This is a genomic window from Citrobacter sp. Res13-Sevr-PEB04-36, assembly GCF_015672735.1.
GTDB lineage: Bacteria > Pseudomonadota > Gammaproteobacteria > Enterobacterales > Enterobacteriaceae > Citrobacter.
The window spans coordinates 236,737-261,059 of the sequence record NZ_JADABY010000014.1; the positions used below are offsets into that span (position 1 = coordinate 236,737).

General features: G+C 50.3%; 43 protein-coding genes. 37 read left to right on the forward strand and 6 right to left on the reverse strand.

Going from position 1 to position 24,323, the window contains the following annotated elements; translation table 11 throughout:
* Positions 1-52: 52 nt before the first annotated feature.
* From rpsJ to arfA, 31 genes are all read left to right on the forward strand, one after another.
* On the forward strand, positions 53-364 hold the full coding sequence (gene rpsJ, locus IMQ48_RS04540; protein ID WP_001181005.1) for a 30S ribosomal protein S10: 312 nt from the start codon (positions 53-55) through the stop codon (positions 362-364).
* Positions 365-396: 32 nt separating this feature from the next.
* Positions 397-1,026: a 50S ribosomal protein L3 gene (gene rplC / locus IMQ48_RS04545; protein WP_096759318.1), complete on the forward strand. Its 630-nt coding sequence runs from the start codon at positions 397-399 to the stop codon at positions 1,024-1,026.
* A gap of 10 nt (positions 1,027-1,036) precedes the next feature.
* A complete protein-coding gene (gene rplD, locus IMQ48_RS04550) occupies positions 1,037-1,642 on the forward strand; it encodes a 50S ribosomal protein L4 (RefSeq protein ID WP_003031119.1) in 606 nt (201 codons plus the stop codon).
* Positions 1,639-1,941, forward strand: coding sequence for a 50S ribosomal protein L23 (gene rplW / locus IMQ48_RS04555; RefSeq protein WP_004868363.1), 303 nt, complete (start codon positions 1,639-1,641; stop codon positions 1,939-1,941). The genes rplD and rplW overlap by 4 nt, the downstream gene beginning before the upstream one ends.
* 17 nt (positions 1,942-1,958) lie before the next feature.
* Complete coding sequence (gene rplB, locus IMQ48_RS04560; RefSeq protein WP_038634702.1) at positions 1,959-2,780, forward strand: 50S ribosomal protein L2; 822 nt, start codon at positions 1,959-1,961, stop codon at positions 2,778-2,780.
* A 16-nt stretch (positions 2,781-2,796) separates the two neighbouring features.
* Positions 2,797-3,075, forward strand: a complete 279-nt coding sequence (gene rpsS / locus IMQ48_RS04565; protein WP_001138115.1) for a 30S ribosomal protein S19 — start codon at positions 2,797-2,799, stop codon at positions 3,073-3,075.
* A gap of 14 nt (positions 3,076-3,089) precedes the next feature.
* Positions 3,090-3,422, forward strand: a complete 333-nt coding sequence (gene rplV / locus IMQ48_RS04570; RefSeq protein ID WP_000448832.1) for a 50S ribosomal protein L22 — start codon at positions 3,090-3,092, stop codon at positions 3,420-3,422.
* A gap of 17 nt (positions 3,423-3,439) precedes the next feature.
* Complete coding sequence (gene rpsC, locus IMQ48_RS04575; protein WP_006817277.1) at positions 3,440-4,138, forward strand: 30S ribosomal protein S3; 699 nt, start codon at positions 3,440-3,442, stop codon at positions 4,136-4,138.
* A gap of 12 nt (positions 4,139-4,150) precedes the next feature.
* Complete coding sequence (rplP, locus tag IMQ48_RS04580) at positions 4,151-4,561, forward strand: 50S ribosomal protein L16 (RefSeq protein WP_000941212.1); 411 nt, start codon at positions 4,151-4,153, stop codon at positions 4,559-4,561.
* The gene (gene rpmC, locus IMQ48_RS04585; protein ID WP_000644742.1) at positions 4,561-4,752 is read left to right on the forward strand and encodes a 50S ribosomal protein L29; all 192 of its coding nucleotides are present in this window, start codon (positions 4,561-4,563) and stop codon (positions 4,750-4,752) included. Before rplP ends, rpmC begins: the two co-directional genes overlap by 1 nt.
* Positions 4,752-5,006 (forward strand): 30S ribosomal protein S17, encoded by a 255-nt coding sequence (gene rpsQ / locus IMQ48_RS04590; RefSeq protein ID WP_003031120.1) that lies wholly within the window; start codon positions 4,752-4,754, stop codon positions 5,004-5,006. The genes rpmC and rpsQ overlap by 1 nt, the downstream gene beginning before the upstream one ends.
* A gap of 162 nt (positions 5,007-5,168) precedes the next feature.
* Positions 5,169-5,540 (forward strand): 50S ribosomal protein L14, encoded by a 372-nt coding sequence (gene rplN, locus IMQ48_RS04595; RefSeq protein ID WP_000613954.1) that lies wholly within the window; start codon positions 5,169-5,171, stop codon positions 5,538-5,540.
* 10 nt (positions 5,541-5,550) lie between these two features.
* Entirely contained in the window at positions 5,551-5,865 is a 315-nt protein-coding gene (rplX, locus tag IMQ48_RS04600) for a 50S ribosomal protein L24 (protein ID WP_003031122.1), read from the forward strand.
* Between the two features lie 14 nt (positions 5,866-5,879).
* Positions 5,880-6,419, forward strand: coding sequence for a 50S ribosomal protein L5 (rplE, locus tag IMQ48_RS04605; protein WP_003031123.1), 540 nt, complete (start codon positions 5,880-5,882; stop codon positions 6,417-6,419).
* A gap of 14 nt (positions 6,420-6,433) precedes the next feature.
* On the forward strand, positions 6,434-6,739 hold the full coding sequence (gene rpsN, locus IMQ48_RS04610; protein WP_045448294.1) for a 30S ribosomal protein S14: 306 nt from the start codon (positions 6,434-6,436) through the stop codon (positions 6,737-6,739).
* Positions 6,740-6,772: 33 nt separating this feature from the next.
* A complete protein-coding gene (rpsH, locus tag IMQ48_RS04615) occupies positions 6,773-7,165 on the forward strand; it encodes a 30S ribosomal protein S8 (protein WP_003031127.1) in 393 nt (130 codons plus the stop codon).
* A gap of 12 nt (positions 7,166-7,177) precedes the next feature.
* On the forward strand, positions 7,178-7,711 hold the full coding sequence (gene rplF / locus IMQ48_RS04620; protein WP_196208069.1) for a 50S ribosomal protein L6: 534 nt from the start codon (positions 7,178-7,180) through the stop codon (positions 7,709-7,711).
* 9 nt (positions 7,712-7,720) lie between these two features.
* Complete coding sequence (rplR, locus tag IMQ48_RS04625) at positions 7,721-8,074, forward strand: 50S ribosomal protein L18 (RefSeq protein ID WP_000358960.1); 354 nt, start codon at positions 7,721-7,723, stop codon at positions 8,072-8,074.
* 14 nt (positions 8,075-8,088) lie between these two features.
* Entirely contained in the window at positions 8,089-8,592 is a 504-nt protein-coding gene (rpsE, locus tag IMQ48_RS04630; protein WP_003031131.1) for a 30S ribosomal protein S5, read from the forward strand.
* Positions 8,593-8,595: 3 nt separating this feature from the next.
* Entirely contained in the window at positions 8,596-8,775 is a 180-nt protein-coding gene (rpmD, locus tag IMQ48_RS04635) for a 50S ribosomal protein L30 (RefSeq protein ID WP_001140434.1), read from the forward strand.
* Positions 8,776-8,778: 3 nt separating this feature from the next.
* Entirely contained in the window at positions 8,779-9,213 is a 435-nt protein-coding gene (gene rplO, locus IMQ48_RS04640) for a 50S ribosomal protein L15 (protein WP_096759320.1), read from the forward strand.
* A gap of 7 nt (positions 9,214-9,220) precedes the next feature.
* Positions 9,221-10,552 carry a preprotein translocase subunit SecY gene (gene secY, locus IMQ48_RS04645; RefSeq protein ID WP_001118864.1) on the forward strand — a complete coding sequence of 444 codons (1,332 nt, stop codon included), beginning with the start codon at positions 9,221-9,223 and terminating at the stop codon, positions 10,550-10,552.
* A 30-nt stretch (positions 10,553-10,582) separates the two neighbouring features.
* The gene (rpmJ, locus tag IMQ48_RS04650) at positions 10,583-10,699 is read left to right on the forward strand and encodes a 50S ribosomal protein L36 (protein ID WP_000868187.1); all 117 of its coding nucleotides are present in this window, start codon (positions 10,583-10,585) and stop codon (positions 10,697-10,699) included.
* 146 nt (positions 10,700-10,845) lie between these two features.
* Entirely contained in the window at positions 10,846-11,202 is a 357-nt protein-coding gene (gene rpsM / locus IMQ48_RS04655; RefSeq protein WP_003031135.1) for a 30S ribosomal protein S13, read from the forward strand.
* A gap of 16 nt (positions 11,203-11,218) precedes the next feature.
* A complete protein-coding gene (rpsK, locus tag IMQ48_RS04660) occupies positions 11,219-11,608 on the forward strand; it encodes a 30S ribosomal protein S11 (RefSeq protein WP_003031137.1) in 390 nt (129 codons plus the stop codon).
* Positions 11,609-11,640: 32 nt separating this feature from the next.
* Positions 11,641-12,261: a 30S ribosomal protein S4 gene (rpsD, locus tag IMQ48_RS04665; RefSeq protein WP_003031138.1), complete on the forward strand. Its 621-nt coding sequence runs from the start codon at positions 11,641-11,643 to the stop codon at positions 12,259-12,261.
* A gap of 25 nt (positions 12,262-12,286) precedes the next feature.
* The gene (gene rpoA, locus IMQ48_RS04670) at positions 12,287-13,276 is read left to right on the forward strand and encodes a DNA-directed RNA polymerase subunit alpha (RefSeq protein WP_096755434.1); all 990 of its coding nucleotides are present in this window, start codon (positions 12,287-12,289) and stop codon (positions 13,274-13,276) included.
* Between the two features lie 40 nt (positions 13,277-13,316).
* Positions 13,317-13,703, forward strand: a complete 387-nt coding sequence (rplQ, locus tag IMQ48_RS04675; RefSeq protein ID WP_001216372.1) for a 50S ribosomal protein L17 — start codon at positions 13,317-13,319, stop codon at positions 13,701-13,703.
* Between the two features lie 107 nt (positions 13,704-13,810).
* A complete protein-coding gene (locus IMQ48_RS04680; protein WP_196208070.1) occupies positions 13,811-14,179 on the forward strand; it encodes a DUF1992 domain-containing protein in 369 nt (122 codons plus the stop codon).
* A gap of 10 nt (positions 14,180-14,189) precedes the next feature.
* Positions 14,190-14,615 (forward strand): Zn(2+)-responsive transcriptional regulator, encoded by a 426-nt coding sequence (gene zntR, locus IMQ48_RS04685; protein WP_196208071.1) that lies wholly within the window; start codon positions 14,190-14,192, stop codon positions 14,613-14,615.
* 57 nt (positions 14,616-14,672) lie between these two features.
* On the forward strand, positions 14,673-14,891 hold the full coding sequence (gene arfA, locus IMQ48_RS04690; RefSeq protein WP_096755436.1) for an alternative ribosome-rescue factor ArfA: 219 nt from the start codon (positions 14,673-14,675) through the stop codon (positions 14,889-14,891).
* Here arfA and mscL read toward each other — a convergent pair.
* The 5 genes from mscL to def form a co-directional block, all read right to left on the reverse strand.
* The gene (gene mscL / locus IMQ48_RS04695) at positions 14,888-15,301 is read right to left on the reverse strand and encodes a large-conductance mechanosensitive channel protein MscL (protein WP_135324100.1); all 414 of its coding nucleotides are present in this window, start codon (positions 15,299-15,301) and stop codon (positions 14,888-14,890) included. The genes arfA and mscL overlap by 4 nt on opposite strands.
* Before the next feature lie 141 nt (positions 15,302-15,442).
* The gene (gene trkA / locus IMQ48_RS04700) at positions 15,443-16,819 is read right to left on the reverse strand and encodes a Trk system potassium transporter TrkA (protein WP_135324101.1); all 1,377 of its coding nucleotides are present in this window, start codon (positions 16,817-16,819) and stop codon (positions 15,443-15,445) included.
* 21 nt (positions 16,820-16,840) lie between these two features.
* Positions 16,841-18,130 (reverse strand): 16S rRNA (cytosine(967)-C(5))-methyltransferase RsmB, encoded by a 1,290-nt coding sequence (rsmB, locus tag IMQ48_RS04705; protein WP_196208072.1) that lies wholly within the window; start codon positions 18,128-18,130, stop codon positions 16,841-16,843.
* A gap of 51 nt (positions 18,131-18,181) precedes the next feature.
* Complete coding sequence (gene fmt / locus IMQ48_RS04710) at positions 18,182-19,129, reverse strand: methionyl-tRNA formyltransferase (RefSeq protein ID WP_196208073.1); 948 nt, start codon at positions 19,127-19,129, stop codon at positions 18,182-18,184.
* A gap of 14 nt (positions 19,130-19,143) precedes the next feature.
* The gene (def, locus tag IMQ48_RS04715) at positions 19,144-19,653 is read right to left on the reverse strand and encodes a peptide deformylase (protein WP_196208074.1); all 510 of its coding nucleotides are present in this window, start codon (positions 19,651-19,653) and stop codon (positions 19,144-19,146) included.
* 129 nt (positions 19,654-19,782) lie between these two features.
* On the opposite strand from def, the gene dprA reads away from it, so the two are divergent.
* From dprA to IMQ48_RS04745, 6 genes are read left to right on the forward strand one after another with little or no spacing between them, the layout of a single operon-like run.
* Positions 19,783-20,907: a DNA-protecting protein DprA gene (gene dprA / locus IMQ48_RS04720; RefSeq protein WP_196208075.1), complete on the forward strand. Its 1,125-nt coding sequence runs from the start codon at positions 19,783-19,785 to the stop codon at positions 20,905-20,907.
* A complete protein-coding gene (gene smg, locus IMQ48_RS04725) occupies positions 20,879-21,352 on the forward strand; it encodes a DUF494 family protein Smg (protein ID WP_003031162.1) in 474 nt (157 codons plus the stop codon). The genes dprA and smg overlap by 29 nt, the downstream gene beginning before the upstream one ends.
* A 26-nt stretch (positions 21,353-21,378) precedes the next feature.
* Positions 21,379-21,921 (forward strand): type I DNA topoisomerase, encoded by a 543-nt coding sequence (locus IMQ48_RS04730; protein ID WP_196208076.1) that lies wholly within the window; start codon positions 21,379-21,381, stop codon positions 21,919-21,921.
* A gap of 4 nt (positions 21,922-21,925) precedes the next feature.
* A complete protein-coding gene (gene tsaC / locus IMQ48_RS04735) occupies positions 21,926-22,498 on the forward strand; it encodes an L-threonylcarbamoyladenylate synthase type 1 TsaC (protein ID WP_196208077.1) in 573 nt (190 codons plus the stop codon).
* Between the two features lies 1 nt (position 22,499).
* On the forward strand, positions 22,500-23,321 hold the full coding sequence (gene aroE / locus IMQ48_RS04740; protein WP_196208078.1) for a shikimate dehydrogenase: 822 nt from the start codon (positions 22,500-22,502) through the stop codon (positions 23,319-23,321).
* Positions 23,318-23,575 carry a DUF1488 domain-containing protein gene (locus IMQ48_RS04745; protein ID WP_196208079.1) on the forward strand — a complete coding sequence of 86 codons (258 nt, stop codon included), beginning with the start codon at positions 23,318-23,320 and terminating at the stop codon, positions 23,573-23,575. The genes aroE and IMQ48_RS04745 overlap by 4 nt, the downstream gene beginning before the upstream one ends.
* Here the strand turns inward: IMQ48_RS04745 and IMQ48_RS04750 are convergent.
* Entirely contained in the window at positions 23,551-24,105 is a 555-nt protein-coding gene (locus IMQ48_RS04750; protein WP_196208080.1) for a gamma carbonic anhydrase family protein, read from the reverse strand. The genes IMQ48_RS04745 and IMQ48_RS04750 overlap by 25 nt on opposite strands.
* Positions 24,106-24,323: the final 218 nt, after the last annotated feature.

The following is a 24,323-nucleotide window of genomic DNA, read 5'->3' on the forward strand; positions in this document are numbered from 1 at the left end:
TGGGTTTGAGGAGTAACTATTTCGTCTATAAAATAATTGGAGCTCTGGTCTCATGCAGAACCAAAGAATCCGTATCCGTTTGAAAGCGTTTGATCATCGTCTGATTGATCAATCAACCGCGGAAATCGTCGAGACTGCCAAGCGCACTGGTGCGCAGGTTCGTGGTCCGATCCCGCTGCCGACCCGCAAAGAGCGCTTTACCGTTCTGATCTCTCCGCACGTTAACAAAGACGCGCGTGATCAGTACGAGATTCGCACTCACAAGCGTCTGGTTGACATCGTTGAGCCAACTGAAAAAACCGTTGATGCTCTGATGCGTCTGGACCTGGCTGCCGGTGTAGACGTGCAGATCAGCCTGGGTTAATCAGGTCATCGAGCGATTGAGAGGTTGATACAATGATTGGTTTAGTCGGTAAAAAAGTGGGTATGACCCGCATCTTCACTGAAGATGGCGTATCTATCCCAGTAACCGTTATCGAAGTTGAAGCAAACCGCGTTACTCAGATCAAAGATCTGGCTAACGATGGCTATCGCGCTGTTCAGGTTACCACTGGTGCTAAAAAAGCTAACCGTGTAACCAAGCCGGAAGCTGGTCACTTTGCTAAAGCTGGCGTAGAAGCTGGCCGCGGCCTGTGGGAGTTCCGTCTGGCAGATGGTGAAGAATACACCGTTGGTCAGAACATTAGCGTTGAACTGTTTGCTGACGTTAAAAAAGTTGACGTAACCGGTACCTCTAAAGGTAAAGGTTTCGCTGGTACCGTTAAGCGCTGGAACTTCCGTACCCAGGACGCGACTCACGGTAACTCCTTGTCTCACCGCGTTCCGGGTTCTATCGGTCAGAACCAGACTCCGGGCAAAGTGTTCAAAGGCAAGAAAATGGCAGGTCAGATGGGTAACGAGCGTGTCACCGTTCAGAGCCTTGACGTAGTACGCGTTGACGCTGAGCGCAACCTGCTGCTGGTTAAAGGTGGTGTTCCGGGTGCGACCGGCTGCGACCTGATCGTTAAACCAGCTGTGAAGGCGTAAGGGGATAGCAATGGAATTAGTATTGAAAGACGCGCAGAGCGCGCTGACTGTTTCCGAAACTACCTTCGGTCGTGATTTCAACGAAGCGCTGGTTCACCAGGTTGTTGTTGCTTATGCAGCTGGTGCTCGTCAGGGTACTCGTGCTCAGAAGACTCGTGCTGAAGTAACTGGTTCAGGCAAAAAGCCGTGGCGCCAGAAAGGTACCGGCCGTGCGCGTTCAGGTTCTATTAAGAGCCCGATCTGGCGTTCCGGTGGCGTAACCTTCGCTGCTCGCCCGCAGGACCACAGTCAAAAAGTTAACAAAAAGATGTACCGCGGCGCGCTGAAAAGCATTCTGTCCGAACTGGTACGTCAGGATCGTCTGATCGTTGTCGAATCATTCTCTGTAGAAGCGCCTAAAACTAAGCTGCTGGCACAGAAACTGAAAGACATGGCTCTGGAAGATGTGCTGATCATCACCGGTGAGCTGGACGAAAACCTGTTCCTGGCTGCGCGCAACCTGCACAAGGTTGACGTACGCGATGCAACTGGTATCGACCCGGTTAGCCTGATCGCCTTCGACAAAGTCGTAATGACTGCTGATGCTGTTAAGCAAGTTGAGGAGATGCTGGCATGATTCGTGAAGAACGTTTGCTGAAGGTGCTGCGTGCACCGCACGTTTCTGAAAAAGCGTCTGCTGCGATGGAAAAAACCAATACCATCGTTCTCAAAGTTGCTAAAGACGCGACCAAAGCAGAAATCAAAGCTGCTGTGCAGAAACTGTTTGAAGTCGAAGTCGAAGTCGTTAACACCCTGGTTGTTAAAGGGAAGGTTAAACGTCACGGACAGCGTATCGGTCGTCGTAGCGACTGGAAAAAAGCTTACGTCACCCTGAAGGAAGGCCAGAATCTGGACTTCGTCGGCGGCGCTGAGTAAGTCGGAGGAGTAATACAATGGCAGTTGTTAAATGTAAACCGACATCTCCGGGTCGTCGCCACGTTGTTAAAGTGGTCAACCCAGAGCTGCACAAGGGCAAACCTTTTGCTCCGCTGGTTGAAAAAAACAGCAAATCCGGTGGTCGTAACAACAATGGCCGCATCACCACTCGTCACATCGGTGGTGGTCACAAGCAGGCTTACCGTATTGTTGACTTCAAACGCAACAAAGACGGTATCCCGGCAATTGTTGAGCGTCTTGAGTACGATCCGAACCGTTCCGCGAACATCGCGCTGGTTCTGTACAAAGACGGCGAACGTCGTTACATCCTGGCCCCTAAAGGCCTGAAAGCTGGCGACCAGGTTCAATCTGGCGTTGATGCTGCAATCAAAGCAGGTAACACCCTGCCGATGCGCAATATCCCGGTTGGTTCTACCGTTCATAACGTAGAAATGAAACCAGGTAAAGGCGGTCAGCTGGCACGTTCCGCTGGTACTTACGTTCAGATCGTTGCTCGTGATGGTGCTTATGTCACCCTGCGTCTGCGTTCTGGTGAAATGCGTAAAGTCGAAGCAGACTGCCGTGCAACTCTGGGCGAAGTTGGCAATGCTGAGCATATGCTGCGCGTTCTGGGTAAAGCAGGTGCTGCTCGCTGGCGTGGTGTTCGTCCTACCGTTCGCGGTACTGCGATGAACCCAGTCGATCACCCACATGGTGGTGGTGAAGGTCGTAACTTTGGTAAGCACCCGGTAACTCCGTGGGGCGTTCAGACCAAAGGTAAGAAGACCCGCAGCAACAAGCGTACTGATAAATTCATCGTACGTCGCCGTAGCAAATAATTTTAGAGGATAAGCCATGCCACGTTCTCTCAAGAAAGGTCCTTTTATTGACCTGCACTTGCTGAAGAAGGTAGAGAAAGCGGTGGAAAGCGGAGACAAGAAGCCCCTGCGCACTTGGTCCCGTCGTTCAACGATCTTTCCTAACATGATCGGTTTGACCATCGCTGTCCATAATGGTCGTCAGCACGTTCCGGTATTTGTTTCCGACGAAATGGTCGGTCACAAACTGGGTGAATTCGCACCGACTCGTACTTATCGCGGCCATGCTGCTGATAAAAAAGCGAAGAAGAAATAAGGTAGGAGGAAGAGATGGAAACTTTAGCTCAACATCGCCATGCTCGTTCTTCTGCTCAGAAGGTTCGCCTTGTTGCAGACCTGATTCGCGGTAAGAAAGTGTCGCAGGCTCTGGATATTCTGACCTACACCAATAAGAAAGCGGCTGTACTGGTTAAGAAAGTCCTGGAATCTGCCATTGCTAACGCTGAACACAACGATGGCGCTGACATTGACGATCTGAAAGTTACGAAAATTTTCGTAGACGAAGGCCCTAGCATGAAGCGCATTATGCCGCGTGCAAAAGGTCGTGCAGATCGCATCCTGAAGCGCACCAGCCACATTACTGTGGTTGTGTCCGATCGCTGAGACTCTGGAGACTAGCAATGGGTCAGAAAGTACATCCTAATGGTATTCGCCTGGGTATTGTAAAACCATGGAACTCAACCTGGTTTGCGAACACCAAAGAATTCGCTGACAACCTGGACAGCGATTTTAAAGTACGTCAGTACCTGACAAAGGAACTGGCTAAAGCGTCTGTATCTCGTATCGTTATCGAGCGTCCGGCTAAGAGCATCCGTGTGACCATTCACACTGCTCGCCCGGGTATCGTTATCGGTAAGAAAGGCGAAGACGTAGAAAAACTGCGCAAAGTCGTAGCTGATATTGCTGGCGTACCTGCCCAGATCAATATCGCCGAAGTGCGTAAGCCTGAACTGGACGCAAAATTGGTTGCTGACAGCATCACTTCTCAGCTGGAACGTCGCGTTATGTTCCGTCGTGCTATGAAGCGTGCTGTACAGAACGCAATGCGTCTGGGCGCTAAAGGTATTAAAGTTGAAGTTAGCGGCCGTCTGGGCGGCGCGGAAATCGCACGTACCGAATGGTACCGCGAAGGTCGCGTACCTCTGCACACTCTGCGTGCTGACATCGACTACAACACCTCTGAAGCGCACACCACTTATGGTGTAATCGGCGTTAAGGTATGGATCTTCAAAGGCGAGATCCTGGGTGGTATGGCTGCTGTTGAACAACCGGAACCGGCTGCTCAACCTAAAAAGCAGCAGCGTAAAGGCCGTAAATAAGGAGCGTCGCTGATGTTACAACCAAAGCGTACAAAATTCCGTAAAATGCACAAAGGCCGTAACCGCGGTCTGGCGCAGGGTACGGATGTTAGCTTCGGCAGCTTCGGTCTGAAAGCTGTTGGCCGTGGTCGTCTGACTGCCCGTCAGATCGAAGCAGCACGTCGTGCTATGACCCGTGCAGTTAAGCGTCAAGGTAAGATCTGGATCCGTGTATTCCCGGACAAACCGATCACTGAAAAGCCGCTGGCAGTGCGTATGGGTAAAGGTAAAGGTAACGTGGAGTATTGGGTTGCCTTGATTCAGCCGGGTAAAGTCCTGTATGAAATGGACGGCGTACCGGAAGAGCTGGCCCGTGAAGCATTCAAGCTGGCAGCAGCGAAACTGCCGATTAAAACCACCTTTGTAACTAAGACGGTGATGTAATGAAAGCAAAAGAGCTGCGTGAGAAGAGTGTTGAAGAGCTGAACACCGAGCTGCTGAATCTGCTGCGTGAGCAGTTCAACCTGCGTATGCAGGCTGCAAGTGGCCAGCTGCAACAGTCTCACCTGTTGAAGCAAGTGCGTCGTGATGTCGCACGCGTTAAGACTTTACTGACTGAGAAGGCGGGTGCGTAATGACCGATAAAATCCGTACTCTGCAAGGTCGCGTTGTTAGCGACAAAATGGAGAAATCCATTGTTGTTGCTATCGAACGTTTTGTGAAACACCCGATCTACGGTAAATTCATCAAGCGTACGACCAAACTGCACGTACATGACGAGAACAACGAATGCGGTACTGGTGACGTGGTTGAAATCCGCGAATGCCGTCCGCTGTCCAAGACTAAGTCCTGGACGCTGGTTCGCGTTGTAGAGAAAGCTGTTCTGTAATAGAGTATGCATTCTCAGCGAATAAACGGCTCAGCGATGAGCCGTTTATTTTTTCTACCCATATCGTTGAAGCGGTGTTATAATGCCGCGCCCCCGATATGGGGCTTTTTAACGACCTGATTTTCGGGTCTCAGTAGTAGTTGACATTAGCGGAGCACTAAAATGATCCAAGAACAGACTATGCTGAACGTCGCCGACAACTCCGGTGCACGTCGCGTAATGTGTATCAAGGTTCTGGGTGGCTCGCACCGTCGCTACGCAGGCGTAGGCGACATCATCAAGATCACCATCAAGGAAGCAATTCCGCGTGGTAAGGTCAAAAAAGGTGATGTGCTGAAGGCGGTAGTGGTGCGCACCAAGAAGGGTGTTCGTCGCCCGGACGGTTCTGTCATTCGCTTCGATGGTAATGCATGCGTTATTTTAAATAATAACAGCGAGCAACCTATCGGTACGCGTATTTTTGGGCCGGTAACTCGTGAACTTCGTAACGAGAAGTTCATGAAAATTATCTCTCTGGCACCAGAAGTACTCTAAGGAGCGAATCATGGCAGCGAAGATCCGTCGTGATGACGAAGTTATCGTGTTAACCGGTAAAGATAAAGGTAAACGCGGTAAAGTAAAAAATGTCCTGTCTTCCGGCAAGGTCATTGTTGAAGGTATCAACCTGGTTAAGAAACATCAGAAGCCGGTTCCGGCCCTGAACCAACCAGGCGGCATTGTAGAGAAAGAAGCAGCTATTCAGATCTCTAACCTTGCTATCTTCAACGCGGCAACCGGCAAGGCTGACCGTGTAGGCTTTAGATTCGAAGACGGCAAAAAAGTCCGTTTCTTCAAATCTAACAGCGAAACTATCAAGTAATTTGGAGTAGTACGATGGCGAAACTGCATGATTACTACAAAGACGAAGTAGTCGCTAAACTCATGACTGAGTTTAACTACAATTCTGTCATGCAAGTCCCTCGGGTCGAGAAGATCACCCTGAACATGGGTGTTGGTGAAGCGATCGCTGACAAGAAACTGCTGGATAACGCAGCAGCTGATCTGACAGCAATCTCCGGTCAAAAGCCGTTGATCACCAAAGCACGCAAATCTGTTGCAGGCTTCAAAATCCGTCAGGGCTATCCGATCGGCTGTAAAGTAACCCTGCGTGGCGAACGCATGTGGGAGTTCTTTGAGCGCCTGATCACTATTGCTGTTCCACGTATCCGTGACTTCCGTGGCTTGTCCGCTAAGTCTTTCGACGGTCGTGGTAACTACAGCATGGGTGTCCGTGAGCAGATCATCTTCCCAGAAATCGACTACGATAAAGTCGACCGCGTGCGTGGTTTGGATATTACCATTACCACTACTGCGAAATCTGATGAAGAAGGCCGTGCTCTGCTGGCTGCCTTTGACTTCCCGTTCCGCAAGTAAGGTAGGGTTACTGAATGGCTAAGCAATCAATGAAAGCACGCGAAGTTAAGCGCGTAGCTTTAGCTGATAAGTACTTCGCAAAACGCGCTGAACTGAAAGCTATCATCTCTGATGTGAACGCGACCGACGAAGATCGTTGGAACGCAGTTCTGAAGCTGCAGTCTCTGCCGCGTGATTCCAGCCCGTCTCGTCAGCGTAACCGCTGCCGTCAAACTGGTCGTCCGCACGCTTTCCTGCGGAAGTTCGGGTTGAGCCGTATTAAGGTCCGTGAAGCCGCTATGCGCGGTGAAATTCCGGGTCTTAAAAAGGCTAGCTGGTAATTGTCACCAATTGAATCACGGGAGTAAAGACAGATGAGCATGCAAGATCCGATCGCGGATATGCTGACCCGTATCCGTAACGGTCAGGCCGCGAATAAAGCTGCGGTCACCATGCCTTCCTCCAAGCTGAAAGTGGCAATTGCCAACGTGCTGAAGGAAGAAGGTTTTATTGAAGATTTTAAAGTTGAAGGCGACACCAAGCCGGAACTGGAACTTACTCTTAAGTATTTCCAGGGTAAAGCTGTTGTAGAAAGCATTCAGCGTGTCAGTCGCCCAGGTCTGCGCATTTATAAGCGTAAAGACGAGCTGCCAAAAGTTATGGCAGGTATGGGTATCGCAGTTGTTTCTACCTCTAAAGGTGTTATGACTGATCGTGCAGCGCGCCAAGCTGGTCTTGGTGGCGAAATTATCTGCTACGTAGCCTAATCGGAGGAAAAAATGTCTCGTGTTGCTAAAGCACCGGTCGTTATTCCTGCCGGCGTTGATGTAAAAATCAACGGTCAGGTTATTACGATCAAAGGTAAGAACGGCGAGCTGACTCGTACTCTCAACGATGCTGTTGAAGTTAATCATGCAGATAATGCACTGACCTTCGGTCCGCGTGATGGTTACGTAGACGGTTGGGCTCAGGCTGGTACCGCGCGTGCCCTGCTGAACTCAATGGTTATCGGTGTTACCGAAGGCTTCACTAAGAAGCTGCAGCTGGTTGGTGTAGGTTACCGCGCAGCGGTCAAAGGGAATGCAGTAAGCCTAGCTTTAGGTTTCTCTCATCCAGTTGATCATGAGCTGCCGGCAGGTATTACTGCAGAATGTCCGTCCCAGACTGAAATCGTGCTGAAAGGCGCGGATAAACAGCTGATCGGCCAGGTTGCAGCAGATCTGCGCGCCTACCGTCGTCCTGAGCCTTATAAAGGCAAGGGTGTTCGTTACGCCGACGAAGTCGTGCGTACCAAAGAGGCTAAGAAGAAGTAAGGTAACACTATGGATAAGAAATCTGCTCGTATCCGTCGTGCGACCCGCGCACGCCGCAAGCTCCAGGAGCTGGGTGCAACTCGCCTGGTGGTACATCGTACCCCGCGTCATATTTACGCACAGGTAATTGCACCGAACGGTTCTGAAGTTCTGGTAGCTGCTTCTACTGTAGAAAAAGCTATCGCTGAACAATTGAAGTACACCGGTAACAAAGACGCTGCTGCAGCTGTAGGTAAAGCTGTTGCTGAACGCGCTCTGGAAAAAGGCATCAAAGATGTATCCTTTGACCGTTCCGGGTTCCAATATCATGGTCGTGTCCAGGCACTGGCAGATGCTGCCCGTGAAGCTGGCCTTCAGTTCTAAGGTAGAGGTGTAAGATGGCTCACATCGAAAAACAAGCTGGCGAACTGCAGGAAAAGCTGATCGCGGTTAACCGCGTATCTAAAACCGTTAAAGGTGGTCGTATTTTCTCCTTCACAGCTCTGACTGTAGTGGGTGACGGTAACGGTCGCGTAGGTTTTGGTTACGGTAAAGCGCGTGAAGTTCCAGCAGCGATCCAGAAAGCGATGGAAAAAGCCCGTCGCAATATGATTAACGTCGCGCTGAACCACGGCACCCTGCAGCACCCGGTTAAGGGTACTCACACGGGCTCTCGTGTCTTCATGCAGCCGGCTTCCGAAGGTACCGGTATCATCGCCGGTGGTGCAATGCGCGCCGTTCTGGAAGTCGCTGGAGTTCGTAACGTTCTGGCTAAAGCGTATGGTTCCACCAACCCGATTAACGTGGTTCGTGCAACTATCGATGGTTTGGAAAATATGAAATCTCCGGAAATGGTCGCTGCCAAGCGTGGTAAATCCGTTGAAGAAATTCTGGGGAAATAAACCATGGCAAAGACTATTAAAATTACTCAAACCCGCAGTGCAATCGGTCGTCTGCCGAAACACAAGGCAACGCTGCTTGGCCTGGGTCTGCGTCGTATTGGTCACACCGTAGAACGCGAGGATACTCCTGCTGTTCGTGGTATGGTCAACGCGGTTTCCTTCATGGTTAAAGTTGAGGAGTAAGAGATGCGTTTAAATACTCTGTCTCCGGCCGAAGGCTCTAAAAAAGCGGCTCGCCGCCTGGGTCGTGGTATCGGTTCTGGCCTCGGTAAAACCGGTGGTCGTGGTCACAAAGGTCAGAAGTCTCGTTCTGGCGGTGGCGTACGTCGCGGTTTCGAAGGTGGTCAGATGCCTCTGTACCGTCGTCTGCCGAAATTCGGCTTCACTTCACGTAAATCAGCGATTACAGCCGAAGTTCGTCTGTCTGACCTGGCTAAAGTTGAAGGCGGTGTTGTAGACCTGAATACGCTGAAAGCAGCAAACATTATCGGTATCCAGATCGAGTTCGCGAAAGTGATCCTGGCTGGTGAAGTCACTACTCCGGTAACTGTTCGTGGCCTGCGTGTTACTAAAGGCGCTCGTGCTGCTATCGAAGCTGCTGGCGGTAAAATCGAGGAATAAGTAGCAGATGGCTAAACAACCGGGATTAGATTTTCAAAGTGCCAAAGGTGGCTTAGGCGAGCTGAAACGCAGACTGCTGTTTGTTATCGGCGCGCTGATTGTGTTCCGTATTGGCTCTTTCATTCCGATCCCTGGTATTGATGCCGCTGTACTTGCCAAACTGCTTGAGCAACAGCGAGGCACCATCATTGAAATGTTTAACATGTTCTCTGGTGGTGCTCTCAGCCGTGCTTCTATCTTTGCTCTGGGGATCATGCCGTATATTTCGGCGTCGATCATTATCCAGCTGCTGACGGTGGTTCATCCAACGTTGGCGGAAATTAAGAAAGAAGGGGAGTCTGGTCGTCGTAAGATCAGCCAGTACACCCGCTACGGTACTCTGGTGCTGGCGATATTCCAGTCGATCGGTATTGCTACCGGTCTCCCGAATATGCCTGGTATGCAGGGCCTGGTAATGAATCCAGGCTTTGCATTCTATTTCACCGCTGTTGTAAGTCTGGTTACAGGAACAATGTTCCTGATGTGGTTGGGTGAACAGATTACTGAACGTGGTATCGGCAACGGTATCTCAATCATTATCTTCGCCGGTATTGTCGCGGGACTCCCGCCAGCCATTGCCCATACTATCGAGCAAGCGCGTCAAGGCGACCTGCACTTCCTCGTGTTGCTGTTGGTTGCAGTATTAGTATTTGCAGTGACGTTCTTTGTTGTATTTGTTGAGCGTGGTCAACGCCGTATTGTGGTAAACTACGCGAAACGTCAGCAAGGTCGTCGTGTCTATGCTGCACAGAGCACACATTTACCGCTGAAAGTGAATATGGCCGGGGTTATCCCAGCAATCTTCGCTTCCAGTATTATTCTGTTCCCGGCGACCATCGCGTCATGGTTCGGGGGCGGTACTGGTTGGAACTGGCTGACAACAATTTCGCTGTATTTGCAGCCTGGGCAACCGCTTTATGTGTTACTCTATGCGTCTGCAATCATCTTCTTCTGTTTCTTTTACACGGCGTTGGTTTTCAACCCGCGTGAAACAGCAGATAACCTGAAGAAGTCCGGTGCATTTGTACCAGGAATTCGTCCGGGAGAGCAAACGGCGAAGTATATCGATAAAGTAATGACCCGCCTGACTTTGGTTGGTGCGCTTTACATTACCTTTATCTGCCTGATCCCGGAGTTCATGCGTGATGCAATGAAAGTACCGTTCTACTTCGGTGGGACCTCACTGCTTATCGTTGTTGTCGTGATTATGGACTTTATGGCTCAAGTGCAAACTCTGATGATGTCAAGTCAGTATGAGTCTGCATTGAAGAAGGCGAATCTGAAAGGCTACGGCCGTTAACAGTCGCCCGAGAAGTTACGGAGAGTAAAAATGAAAGTTCGTGCTTCCGTCAAGAAATTATGCCGTAACTGCAAAATCGTTAAGCGTGATGGTGTCATCCGTGTGATTTGCAGTGCCGAGCCGAAGCATAAACAGCGCCAAGGCTGATTTATTCGCATATTTTTCTTGCAAAGTTGGGTTGAGCTGGCTAGATTAGCCAGCCAATCTTTTGTATGTCTGTGCGTTTCCATTTGAGTATCCTGAAAACGGGCTTTTCAGCATGGTGCGTACATATTAAATAGTAGGAGTGCATAGTGGCCCGTATAGCAGGCATTAACATTCCTGATCAGAAACATGCTGTGATCGCATTAACTTCGATCTACGGCGTCGGCAAGACCCGTTCTAAGGCCATTTTGGCTGCAGCGGGTATCGCTGAAGATGTTAAGATCAGTGAGCTGTCTGAAGAACAAATCGACACGCTGCGTGACGAAGTTGCCAAATTTGTCGTTGAAGGTGATCTGCGCCGTGAAGTTAGCATGAGCATCAAGCGCCTTATGGACCTTGGTTGCTATCGCGGTTTGCGTCATCGTCGTGGTCTCCCGGTTCGCGGTCAGCGTACCAAGACCAACGCACGTACCCGTAAGGGTCCGCGCAAACCGATCAAGAAATAATCGGGGTGATTGAATAATGGCAAAGGCACCAATTCGTGCACGTAAACGTGTAAGAAAACAAGTCTCTGACGGCGTGGCTCATATCCATGCTTCTTTTAACAACACCATCGTTACCATTACTGATCGTCAGGGTAACGCACTGGGTTGGGCAACAGCCGGTGGTTCCGGTTTCCGTGGTTCTCGCAAATCCACTCCGTTTGCAGCTCAGGTTGCAGCAGAGCGTTGCGCTGAAGCCGTAAAAGAATACGGTATCAAGAATCTGGAAGTTATGGTCAAAGGACCGGGTCCAGGTCGCGAATCTACTGTTCGTGCTCTGAACGCCGCTGGTTTCCGCATCACTAATATTACTGATGTGACTCCGATCCCTCATAACGGTTGTCGTCCGCCGAAAAAACGTCGCGTATAACGCCTCGTTTCTAGGATTGTTGGAGAAAGAAAATGGCAAGATATTTGGGTCCTAAGCTCAAGCTGAGCCGTCGTGAGGGCACTGACTTATTCCTTAAGTCTGGCGTTCGCGCGATCGATACCAAGTGTAAAATTGAACAAGCTCCTGGCCAGCACGGTGCGCGTAAACCGCGTCTGTCTGACTATGGTGTGCAGTTGCGTGAAAAGCAAAAAGTTCGCCGTATCTACGGTGTGCTGGAGCGTCAGTTCCGTAACTACTACAAAGAAGCAGCACGTCTGAAAGGCAACACCGGTGAAAACCTGTTGGGTCTGCTGGAAGGTCGTCTGGACAACGTTGTATACCGTATGGGCTTCGGTGCCACTCGTGCAGAAGCACGTCAGCTGGTCAGCCATAAAGCAATTATGGTAAACGGTCGTGTTGTTAACATCGCTTCTTATCAGGTTAGTCCGAATGACGTTGTTAGCATTCGTGAGAAAGCGAAGAAGCAGTCTCGCGTGAAAGCCGCTCTGGAGCTGGCTGAGCAGCGTGAAAAGCCAACCTGGCTGGAAGTTGATGCTGGCAAGATGGAAGGTACGTTCAAGCGTAAGCCGGAGCGTTCTGATCTGTCTGCGGACATTAACGAACACCTGATCGTCGAGCTTTACTCCAAGTAAAGCTTAGTACCAAAGAGAGGACACAATGCAGGGTTCTGTGACAGAGTTTCTAAAACCGCGCCTGGTAGATATCGAGCAACTGAGTTCGACGCACGCCAAGGTGACCCTTGAGCCTTTAGAGCGTGGCTTTGGCCATACTTTGGGTAACGCACTGCGCCGTATTCTGCTCTCATCGATGCCGGGTTGTGCGGTGACCGAGGTTGAGATTGATGGTGTACTACATGAGTACAGCACCAAAGAAGGCGTTCAGGAAGATATCCTGGAAATCCTGCTCAACCTGAAAGGGCTGGCGGTGAGAGTTCAGGGTAAAGATGACGTTATTCTTACCTTGAATAAATCTGGCATTGGCCCTGTGACTGCAGCCGATATCACCCATGATGGTGATGTCGAAATCGTCAAGCCACAGCACGTGATCTGCCACCTGACCGATGAGAACGCATCTATTAGCATGCGTATCAAAGTTCAGCGCGGTCGTGGTTATGTGCCGGCTTCTACCCGAATTCATTCGGAAGAAGATGAGCGCCCAATCGGCCGTCTGCTGGTCGACGCCTGCTACAGCCCTGTAGAGCGTATTGCCTACAATGTTGAAGCTGCGCGTGTAGAACAGCGTACCGACCTGGACAAGCTGGTCATCGAAATGGAAACCAACGGCACAATCGATCCTGAAGAGGCGATTCGTCGTGCGGCAACCATTCTGGCAGAACAACTTGAAGCTTTCGTTGATTTACGTGATGTACGTCAGCCGGAAGTTAAAGAAGAGAAACCAGAGTTCGATCCGATCCTGCTGCGCCCTGTTGACGATCTGGAATTGACTGTCCGCTCTGCTAACTGCCTCAAAGCAGAAGCTATCCACTATATCGGTGATCTGGTACAGCGTACTGAGGTTGAGCTTCTTAAGACGCCTAACCTTGGTAAAAAATCTCTTACTGAGATTAAAGACGTGCTGGCTTCCCGTGGACTGTCTCTGGGCATGCGCCTGGAAAACTGGCCACCGGCAAGCATCGCTGACGAGTAACCGGATCACAGGTTAAGGTTTTACTGAGAAGGATAAGGTCATGCGCCATCGTAAGAGTGGTCGTCAACTGAACCGCAACAGCAGCCATCGCCAGGCTATGTTCCGCAATATGGCAGGTTCACTGGTTCGTCATGAGATCATCAAGACGACCCTGCCTAAAGCGAAAGAGCTGCGCCGCGTAGTTGAGCCGCTGATTACTCTTGCCAAGACTGATAGCGTAGCTAATCGTCGTCTGGCATTCGCCCGTACTCGTGATAACGAGATCGTGGCAAAACTGTTTAACGAGCTGGGCCCGCGTTTCGCGAGCCGCGCCGGTGGTTACACTCGCATTCTGAAGTGTGGCTTCCGTGCAGGCGACAACGCGCCGATGGCATACATCGAGCTGGTTGATCGCTCTGAATCGAAAGCAGAAGCTGCTGCAGAGTAATCTGTAGTAACGTAAAAAAACCCGCCCCGGCGGGTTTTTTTATATCCACAGAATCCCCATCTATCTATACGAGCTGTACTCTTTTTGTTCATCCTCTGGAGCATTTTATGTGGTTACTGGACCAGTGGGCTGAGCGCCATATTAATGACGCACAGGCCAGAGGCGAGTTTGATGATCTACCGGGGTCTGGTGAGCTGCTTGCTCTGGATGATGATTCTCAGATTCCACCGGAGCTGCGAGCTGGCTACAGGCTATTAAAAAATTCGGGTTGCCTTCCTCCCGAACTTGAGCAACGCAGAGAAGCGATCCGTCTACTTGATATCCTTGCGGGAATTCATGAAGATGATCTCCGATATGAGGAAGTGAGCCGACGTCTTTCGCTCCTTGAACTTAAACTTCGACAAGCTGGACTCAGCACGGAGTTTTTACGTGGAGAATATGCAGATAAACTTCTGCATCGAATTAGTGATGATTAGCGGAGGTACCATGTATCGTATTGGCGAATTAGCGAAACTGGCAGAAGTCACGCCAGATACCATCCGCTACTATGAAAAGCAACAAATGATGGAGCATGAAGTACGTACTGAAGGTGGATTTCGGCTCTATACCGAAAGCGATCTTCAGCGTCTTAAATTTATCCGTTATGCCCGACAACTGGGTTTTACTCTGGAGTCGATCCGCGAACTGCTTTCGATCCGTATCGATCCTGAGCATCATACCTGCCAGGAATCTAAGGGGATCGTTCAGGAAAGATTAAAAGAGGTTGAAGTCCGAATTGCTGAGCTCCAGACAATGCAGCGCTCGCTACAGCGATTAAACGATGCGTGTTGCGGCATGGCACATAGCAGCGTGTATTGTTCTATCCTTGAAGCACTTGAACAAGGCGCCAGTGGAACGAAATCAGGCTGTTGATTTATTGAACGCCTAAGACTACACTCGCGGCGTAAATTATTACACACTGGAGAAATTATGAGTCGTTATCAGCATACGAAAGGGCAGATAAAGGACAATGCGATTGAGGCACTTTTGCATGACCCGCTATTCAGACAGCGGGTTGAGAAAAATAAGAAAGGAAAAGGAAGTTATCAGCGTAAAGGTAAACAAGGCAATCGGGGTAACTGGGAGGCCAGTGGCAAGAAAGTGAATCACTTTTTTACCACTGGCCTTCTTGTTTCAGTGAGCGCTTAAGAACGATTATTCTGTTCTTTCAGCAGGTCACGAATTTCACTCAGCAACACCTCTTCTTTTGATGGTGCTGGCGGTGCTGCTGGCTCTTCAGCCTTTTTGCGATTCAGTCTGTTGATCAGCTTGATGGCCATAAAGATAGCAAAGGCCACAATAATGAAATCAAAAACGTTCTGGATGAACACGCCGTAATGCATAACAACAGCTGGGATATCTCCCTGCGCATCGCGTAACGTTAAAGCAAACTGTTTAAAATCAATTCCACCAATTAACAACCCCAGTGGTGGCATGATGATGTCGGCAACCAATGACGAAACAATCTTACCGAATGCTGCACCAATAATGACACCCACTGCCAAATCTACAACATTCCCGCGCATCGCGAATTCGCGAAATTCTTTAATAATGCTCATTTTATTCTCCCTATGCAGCTGACGTTTATAAGTTTAACAAATGTTAAGACAATTTCCATTTATGTATTACTAACAGAAAAATTTATTAAACCATGAAAAACAAGGGGAAATAAAAAGGGTGCTGTATTCGCACCCTCATAATTACAGAAAGAAGGGACTTGGCTGGAATAATCGTTCGACGTCGGTAATAAATTTTTTATCAGTCAGGAACATAATGACGTGATCGCCCTGCTCAATTCGCAAGTTATCATTAGCGATCATGACGTCATTACCCCGAACAACGGCGCCAATGATCGTTCCTGGCGGCAGCTTAATCTCGTCAATTGCGCGCCCAACGACCCGGGATGTTGTTTCATCCCCGTGCGCGACGGCCTCGATAGCTTCTGCGACACCACGGCGTAACGAAGAAACGCCGACAATATCTGCTTTACGGACGTGGCTGAGCAACGCAGAGATCGTCGCCTGTTGTGGTGAAATGGCAATATCAATCACGCTGCCCTGCACCAGATCGACGTACGCTTTACGTTGAATCAGCACCATTACTTTCTTAGCGCCCATACGTTTAGCCAGCATTGCAGACATGATGTTAGCTTCGTCATCATTAGTGACGGCAATAAACAGATCAACTTGATCGATATGCTCTTCAGCCAGCAGTTCTTGATCCGAAGCATCGCCAAAAAAGACGATCGTATTTTGCAACTTTTCAGCAAGCTCTGAAGCTCGTTGTTGATCGCGTTCGATCAACTTAACGCTGTAATCTTTTTCCAGCCGACGAGCGAGTCCGGCACCGATATTACCGCCGCCCACAAGCATGATGCGCTTGTAGGGTTTTTCCAGACGCTGCAGTTCGCTCATCACGGCGCGAATATGTTGTGACGCCGCAATAAAGAATACTTCGTCACCCGCTTCCACGATGGTTGAGCCCTGCGGGCGAATAGGCCTGTCATGGCGGAAAATTGCCGCAACGCGGGTATCGATATGCGGCATATGCTCGCGCATAGTCGACAGGGCGTTACCGATCAGTGGACCGCCATAATAGGCTTTAACCACTGCCAGGCTGACTTTACCTTCGGCAAAATTCACAACCTGCAGCGCTCCTGGATATTCAATCAGTCTGTAGATGCTGTCGATAACCAGTTGCTCTGGGGCAATGAGGTGATCGATAGGTACCGCATCAGAGTGAAAGAGTTTATCGGCATCACGAACATAATCCGGTGAGCGAATACGTGCGATACGATTAGGCGTATTGAAGAGTGAATATGCGACCTGGCAGGCAACCATATTAGTCTCATCAGAGCTGGTCACAGCGACCAGCATATCGGCATCGTCGGCGCCAGCTTCGCGCAGTACGCGAGGATGAGAACCATGCCCCTGCACAACGCGGAGGTCGAACTTATCCTGCAGGCTGCGCAGACGTTCACCGTTGGTATCGACTACCGTGATATCGTTGTTCTCTCCAACCAGGTTCTCAGCCAACGTACCGCCAACTTGCCCTGCGCCCAGAATGATAATTTTCATCAGTCGCGACCCGTCATCTCATCACTTTTTGATTAGCTTAGCGTAAAAGAAGCCATCACCTTCTTCTGCACCCGGTAAATTCTGGCACCCCGGTTGCTCAGGCGTGCCGGTTTCGCTTAATACCGCATCTGGAGTATGCGCCAGGAAGGCAGCAATCTGCTGCTGGTTCTCTTCAGGCAGGATCGAACAGGTTGCATAAACCAGCGTGCCGCCTGGCTTTAGATGTGCCCAGGTCGCATTCAGGATCTCTGCCTGCAGTTGTGCTAGTTCGGTGATATCCCGGTCGCGGCGCAGCCATTTAATATCTGGATGGCGACGAATAACCCCAGTTGCTGAGCATGGGGCATCCAGCAGAATACGATCGAACAGTTGTTCGCCGCACCATTGTTGCGGATAACGACCATCGCCTTGCTTGACTGTGGCCTTCATGCCTAAACGCTTCAGGTTGTCGTAGACGCGAGACAGGCGTTTTTCGTCTACGTCGACCGCCATCACGTTTGCATTCGGGGCAACTTCCAGAATATGTGTCGTCTTTCCACCTGGCGCTGCACATAAATCGAGGATCTGTTCACCGTTCTTCGGCTGCAGATAGCTCACGCATCCCTGAGCGGAAGCGTCCTGGACGGTTACCCACCCCTGCTCGAAGCCGGGCAACGCCAGAACGGGCACAGGGGTTTCCAGACGCACAGCATCCGGGTAATCCAGGTGCGGGAAGCCGATAAGACCACTTTCAGCCAGCAACTCTAACCACGCGTCGCGCGAGTGATGGTTACGGTTAACACGCAGCCACATTGGCGGACGCTGGTTATTAGCCTCAAGAATAGCCTCCCACTGCTGAGGATAGGCGTTCTTAATGCGCTTCACTAACCAGGAGGGATGTAAGAAGCGCAGTTCGCTTTGTACAAATTCGGTTAACAGTTCTTCCTGGCGGCGCTGAAACTGGCGCAGTACGCCGTTAATCAGGCCTTTCAGCTGCGGGCGTTTGATAACGACCGCGCCTTCTACTGTCTCAGCTAATGCAGCATGAGGAGGGATACGGGTATGCAGTAGTTGGTAGAAACCGACCATAATCAGGTAGTGGACCGTACGCTGTTTGCCCGTCATCGGCCGCTCCATCAGCTGTTTGCTCATCCACTCAAGTTGGGAGAGCGTGCGCAATACGCCGAAGCAAAGTTCCTGCAGCAGTGCCTTATCTTTATCGGCAACTTTTTGCTGCATGGCAGGCAGCACATTGCTTAGCGACTGCCCCTTTTCGACAACCTGTTCGACGGCCTGCGCCGCCATACTGCGTAAATTTAGATGTTTTTTCATAACCGCAAAAATAAAAATGCCCGGGGATGCCGGGCTTTAAGAGATGAACCGTCAGAGCAGACGGTTTCCAGGAACGAACCATTCCCGGCGTGAATTTAACAGGTCCTGCGCACTCATGGCTTTTTTACCGGCTGGTTGCAAAGAGATGAGATTCAGGATGCCATTGCCTGTCGCAACCTGAATGCCCTGACGGGTTGCTTCCAGGATGGTTCCTGGTTTGGCACCTGCAGGTTTATCAATCACCGTAGCCTCCCAGATTTTGACCGGCTGTTCATCAATGACGATGTAGCTCATTGGCCATGGATTAAAGGCGCGAATACAGCGCTCCAGCTGAACAGCGCTAAGCGTCCAGTCCATACGGGCTTCTTCTTTACTCAGCTTCTCGGCATAGCTCACCAGTGATTCGTCCTGGACTTCCGGTTTCGCGGTGCCCGTTGCCAGCAGGTGCAACGTGTGCAGCAGCCCCTGTGGGCCGAGTTCGGCTAGTTTGTCGTAGAGACTGGCGCTTGTATCATCAGCAGTGATTGGGCAGGAGAGCTTATGCAGCATATCGCCGGTATCCAGACCGACATCCATCTGCATGATGGTGACACCGGTTTCTTTATCGCCAGCCCACAGAGAGCGTTGAATAGGTGCCGCACCACGCCAGCGTGGAAGCAATGAACCATGAACGTTGATGCATCCCAGACGCGGCATGTCCAGCACAGCTTTTGGCAGAATCAGGCCATACGCCACTACCACCATTACATCTGCGTGCAGGTCAGCGACCAACTGCTGGTTTTCCTGAGGACGAAGAGAGACCGGCTGAAAAACCGATAACCCTTTTTCTTCTGCCAGCACTTTCACTGGGCTGGGCATCAGCTTTTTACCGCGTCCCGCAGGGCGATCCGGTTGGGTAAACACGCCGACAACGTTATGTCCAGAAGACAACAGCGCGTCGAGATGACGCGCTGCGAAGTCAGGTGTACCCGCAAAAATAATACGTAGTGAGTCTGACACGTTGATTCTTATCCTTAAGGTCGGGCGTTCAGGCGGTCGAGTTTTTCAACTTTCTGACGAATGCGTTGTTGCTTCAATGGCGACAGATAATCAATAAACAGTTTACCGACCAGGTGATCCATTTCGTGTTGAATACAGATAGCTAGCAGGCCATCGGCTTCCAGTTCAAAGGGCTTACCCTCACGATCGAGCGCGCGAATTTTTACTTTTTCTGCCCGCGGCACTAATGCACGTTGTTCGGGAATAGACAAGCAACCTTCTTCAATGCCGGTTTCGCCGTCTTTCTCCAGCAGCTCTGGGTTGATTAGTACCAGGCGCTCATCGCGGTTTTCAGAGACATCAATAACAATGATGCGCTGATGAATATCGACCTGCGTTGCCGCCAGGCCAATACCTTCTTCGGCGTACATCGTCTCGAACATATCATCGACGATACGCTGAATTTCTGCATTCACTTCTTCAACCGGTTTTGCGATTTTGCGAAGACGCTCGTCCGGGATATGTAACACTTGCAAAACTGACATAGTTATCCAGAGTTGTGTTCAGGAGTTGGAAAGATTATTACCTCTATTCTAGACAAAACCCCTTCTGATTGACAGCATCAGTGACCAATCGCAAAGATTGCTAAGACTGCTTGTGGCAGGGGAATAGGGATGACCCAGACCGAGATTTGGTTACGTTTGGCACGGGTAAGTGAACTGTACGGTGATGAGATGGTGCGCATTGCTCATTGGCTTATTGCTCAACCGTGTATTAACAAGGCGATGCTGCAATATGCAGGATTCTCTCCCCGCCAGGTTGCTCGTTTTTTAAGCTTTTCCGAAATTGAACTGGAAAAAACGCTACGCTGGCTGGAATTACCGCATCATCATGTTGTTTTTGCCGACAGCGAACGATATCCACCGCAGCTTCGCGTCACTGAGGATTACCCGGGACTCCTCTTTATTGTTGGCGATCCTGATTGTTTACACTCTTTTCAGCTTGCTGTTGTGGGAAGCCGGCAACATTCCTGGTATGGAGAACGATGGGGGCGATTATTCTGTGAGAAACTCGCCGCTTGCGGTGTGACAATTACCAGCGGACTGGCGCGAGGGATTGATGGCGTTGCGCACAATGCGGCGGTAAATATGAATAGAACAAGTATCGCCGTGTTGGGGAACGGTCTGGAAACTATTCATCCACGGCGGCACGTGCATCTTGCCGAGCGTCTGATTGAGACCGGTGGTGCTCTGGTGTCTGAGTTCCCTTTGGACATGCTCCCTTTACCGCGCAATTTTCCGCGACGAAATCGCATTATTAGTGGTCTAAGTAAAGGAGTTCTGGTTATTGAAGCCGCTCAGCGTAGTGGTTCGCTGGTGACTGCGCGTTGTGCTCTGGAGCAAGGACGGGACGTTTTTGCTTTACCTGGGCCAATAGGGAACCCTGGTTGTGAGGGGCCGCATTGGCTCATTAAGCAAGGAGCGACGTTGGTTACGGCTCCAGAGGATATTCTGGAACATTTGCAATATGGGTTACATTGGTTGCCAGATGAACCTGAAAATTCAATTTATTCACCAGATCACGAAGAGGTGGCATTGCCATTTCCTGAGCTCCTGGCTAACGTAGGAGATGAGGTAACACCTGTTGACGTCGTCGCTGAACGTGCCGGCCAACCTGTGCCAGAGGTAGTGGCTCAGCTACTCGAACTGGAGTTAGCAGGATGGATCGCAGCTGTACCCGGCGGCTATGTCCGATTGAGGAGGGCATGCCATGTTCGACGTACTAATGTATTTGTTTGAGACATATATCCATAACGAAGCGGAGCTGCGTGTGGATCAGGACAAACTGGAACGGGACCTTACCGACGCTGGTTTTGATCGTGAAGACATCTACAACGCGTTACTGTGGCTGGAAAAACTTGCTGATTATCAGGATGGGCTTGCCGAACCGATGCAGCTTGCATCTGACCCTCTGTCTATTCGTATTTATACGGCGGAAGAGTGCGATCGTCTGGATGCGAGTTGTCGGGGATTCTTGTTATTCCTGGAGCAGATCCAGGTGCTAAACCTCGAAACTCGAGAGATGGTAATTGAACGTGTACTCGCGCTGGATACAGCAGAATTCGATCTGGAAGACCTGAAGTGGGTGATCCTGATGGTTTTATTCAACATTCCCGGTTGTGAAAATGCGTATCAGCAAATGGAAGAATTACTCTTTGAAGTGAATGAAGGTATGCTGCATTAATCGATCTTCATTCAGTATGAGTTGTTATGGCTAAATCAGCACTGTTTACGGTGCGTAAAAATGAGCCCTGCCCACAGTGTGGGGCTGAGCTGGTTATCCGCTCCGGGAAACATGGCCCGTTTCTCGGCTGTTCACAGTATCCGGAATGTGACTATGTCCGTCCGCTAAAATCCTCTGCGGACGGACATATCGTCAAAGTTCTGGAGGGTAAGTTTTGTCCTGCGTGTGGCGCTGAGCTGGTGCTGAGGCAGGGACGATTCGGTATGTTTATTGGTTGTAGCGATTATCCTGCATGTGACCATACCGAACTTATCGATAAACCAGATGAAACGGCAATTGTTTGTCCCCAATGCCGGACGGGTCATCTGGTCCAGCGGCGTTCTCGTTATGGCAAAACTTTTTACTCCTGCGATCGCTATCCTGAGTGCCAGTTTGTCATTAACTTCAAACCTCTGGCCGGGGAGTGTCCTGAGTGTCACTATCCGCTTCTCATCGAAAAGAAAACCGCGCAGGGTGTGAAACACTTTTGTGCCAGTAAACAATGTGGAAAGCCGATTTCGGCGGAATAATAAAGTGAATAATAACCTGCCTACAGATCCCATCGCTGCTGCGATAGCGGTTCTGAAACAAGAAAAAGTCATCGCTTATCCAACAGAAGCTGTTTTCGGCGTCGGCTGTGACCCAGACAGCGAAACGGCGGTTACCCGTCTGTTGGAACTAAAACAACGCCCAATTGATAAAGGCTTAATTTTGATTGCGGCAGATTTTGACCAGCTCAAACCGTATATTGATGACAGTGTGCTCACTGATGCCCAGCGTGATGCTATTTTCGCGCGTTGGCCGGGTCCTGTTACCTTTGTGTTCCCGGCACCGGTAACGACACCGCGTTGGCTGACCGGCCGTTTTGATTCGCTGGCCGTGCGCGTCACCGATCACCCGCTGGTGGTTGCATTATGCCAGGCTTATGGCAAACCGTTAGTCTCCACCAGTGCTAATTTAAGTGGCTTACCACCTTGCAGAACGGTAGAGGAAGTACGCGTGCAATTTGGTGCAGATTTCCCCGTTGTCGAGGGAGATACTGGGGGGCGTTTAAATCCTTCGGAAATCCGTGATGCTTTGACGGGTGAACAATTTCGACAGGGGTAATATGAAAGAAGCCTATGCTGTTTTTGGCAATCCAATCGCGCACAGCAAATCGCCTTTTATTCATCAGCAATTTGCAGCGCAGCTGAATATCGATCACACCTATGGACGGGTGTTGGCACCTATCAATAATTTTGTGAATACGCTGAACACCTTCTTTGCTGAGGGAGGAAAAGGGGCAAATATTACGGTTCCCTTTAAAGAAGAGGCGTTTGCGCGGGCTGATGAATTAACGGAGCGGGCGTCGCTTGCCGGAGCAGTCAACACCCTTAAGCGTTTGGATGATGGACGCTTACTTGGGGATAACACCGATGGTATTGGTTTATTAAGCGATCTCGAACGTTTAGCTTTCATACGTCCTGGATCGCGTATTTTACTTATTGGGGCTGGTGGGGCATCCCGCGGGGTATTACTCCCTCTTCTTTCTATGGACTGTGCGGTGGTCATCGTAAACCGTACCGCTTCGCGTGCAGAAGAACTGGCTCAGATCTTTTCCCATACCGGCAGCGTTCAGGCCGTGGGATTTGATGAGCTTGAGAATAACACCTTCGATCTCATTATTAATGCGACCTCCAGTGGGATTAGCGGGGATATTCCGGCTATCCCTGCATCACTGATCAACGCCTCTGTTTATTGCTACGACATGTTTTATCAGAAAGGGAATACGCCGTTCTTGTCCTGGTGCGCATTACAGGGAGCAAAACATTGTGCTGATGGGTTGGGAATGTTGGTAGGGCAGGCGGCGCATGCCGTTTTACTCTGGCATGGCGTATTGCCGAAGACGGAACCCATCATTAAACAGCTACAACAGGAACTGTCCGCATGAACCAGGCGATCCAGTTTCCCGATAGAGAAGAATGGAGGGCTGATATAGATGCTGTCGTTTTCCCGGCGATGGTGCAGGGTATGCAGCTAACATGTGCCATAAACGGAGAGGTGTTGGCGCGTCGCTTTGGCGGTGACACGCCTGAACAGTGGCTGGAAATTTTTCGGGAGCATCGCTGGGATCTGGAAGATGAAGCCGAAGCATTAATCCAGGCTCAGCAAGAGGATGCTCAGGGTTGGGTTTGGTTACCCTGACTCAAATACTCGTCTTTCCATTTCACATAGTTGTTAGCTGAATACAGTAGGCCCGCTTTTTCTTCATCGCTGAGTGAGCGGATCTGTTTAACCGGGCTGCCCAGGTACAGATACCCGCTCTCCAGGCGTTTGTTTTGCGGAACCAAACTTCCCGCGCCAATCATTACGTCATCTTCTACTACGACACCGTCCAGCAGGATCGACCCCATACCGACCAAAACGCGGTTGCCAATGACGCAGCCGTGCAGCATGACTTTATGACCCACGGTGACATCCTCGCCCACGATCAGTGGATTGCCTTGCGGGTTAGATGCTGATTTATGCGTAACGTGTAACACGCTACCGTCCTGAATGTTTGTGCGTGCGCCGATTTGTACATAGTTCACGTCGGCACGGATCGCAACCAGAGGCCAGATCCCGACATTATCAGCCAGACGAACATCACCAATGATGACGCTGCTGGTGTCGATCATCACGCGATTCCCGATCTGCGGGAAAAGATCCTTATAAGGACGCAGTACATCAGACATGTTTACCTCAATGAAATAGAGCAGTAATGAAGACTTTGGTTTGATTATCGAGACTGTGCAAGTGATTTAGTTATCAAAAATCAGCCATATTGTGCAGGAATGTAGCGAAAGGGGTAAAAAACAGCCACTCAGCAAAAAAGATCTAAAAAACACTTGTGCTAAAAAATGGGATCCCTATAATGCGCCTCCATCGACACGGCGGATGTGAATCACTTCAC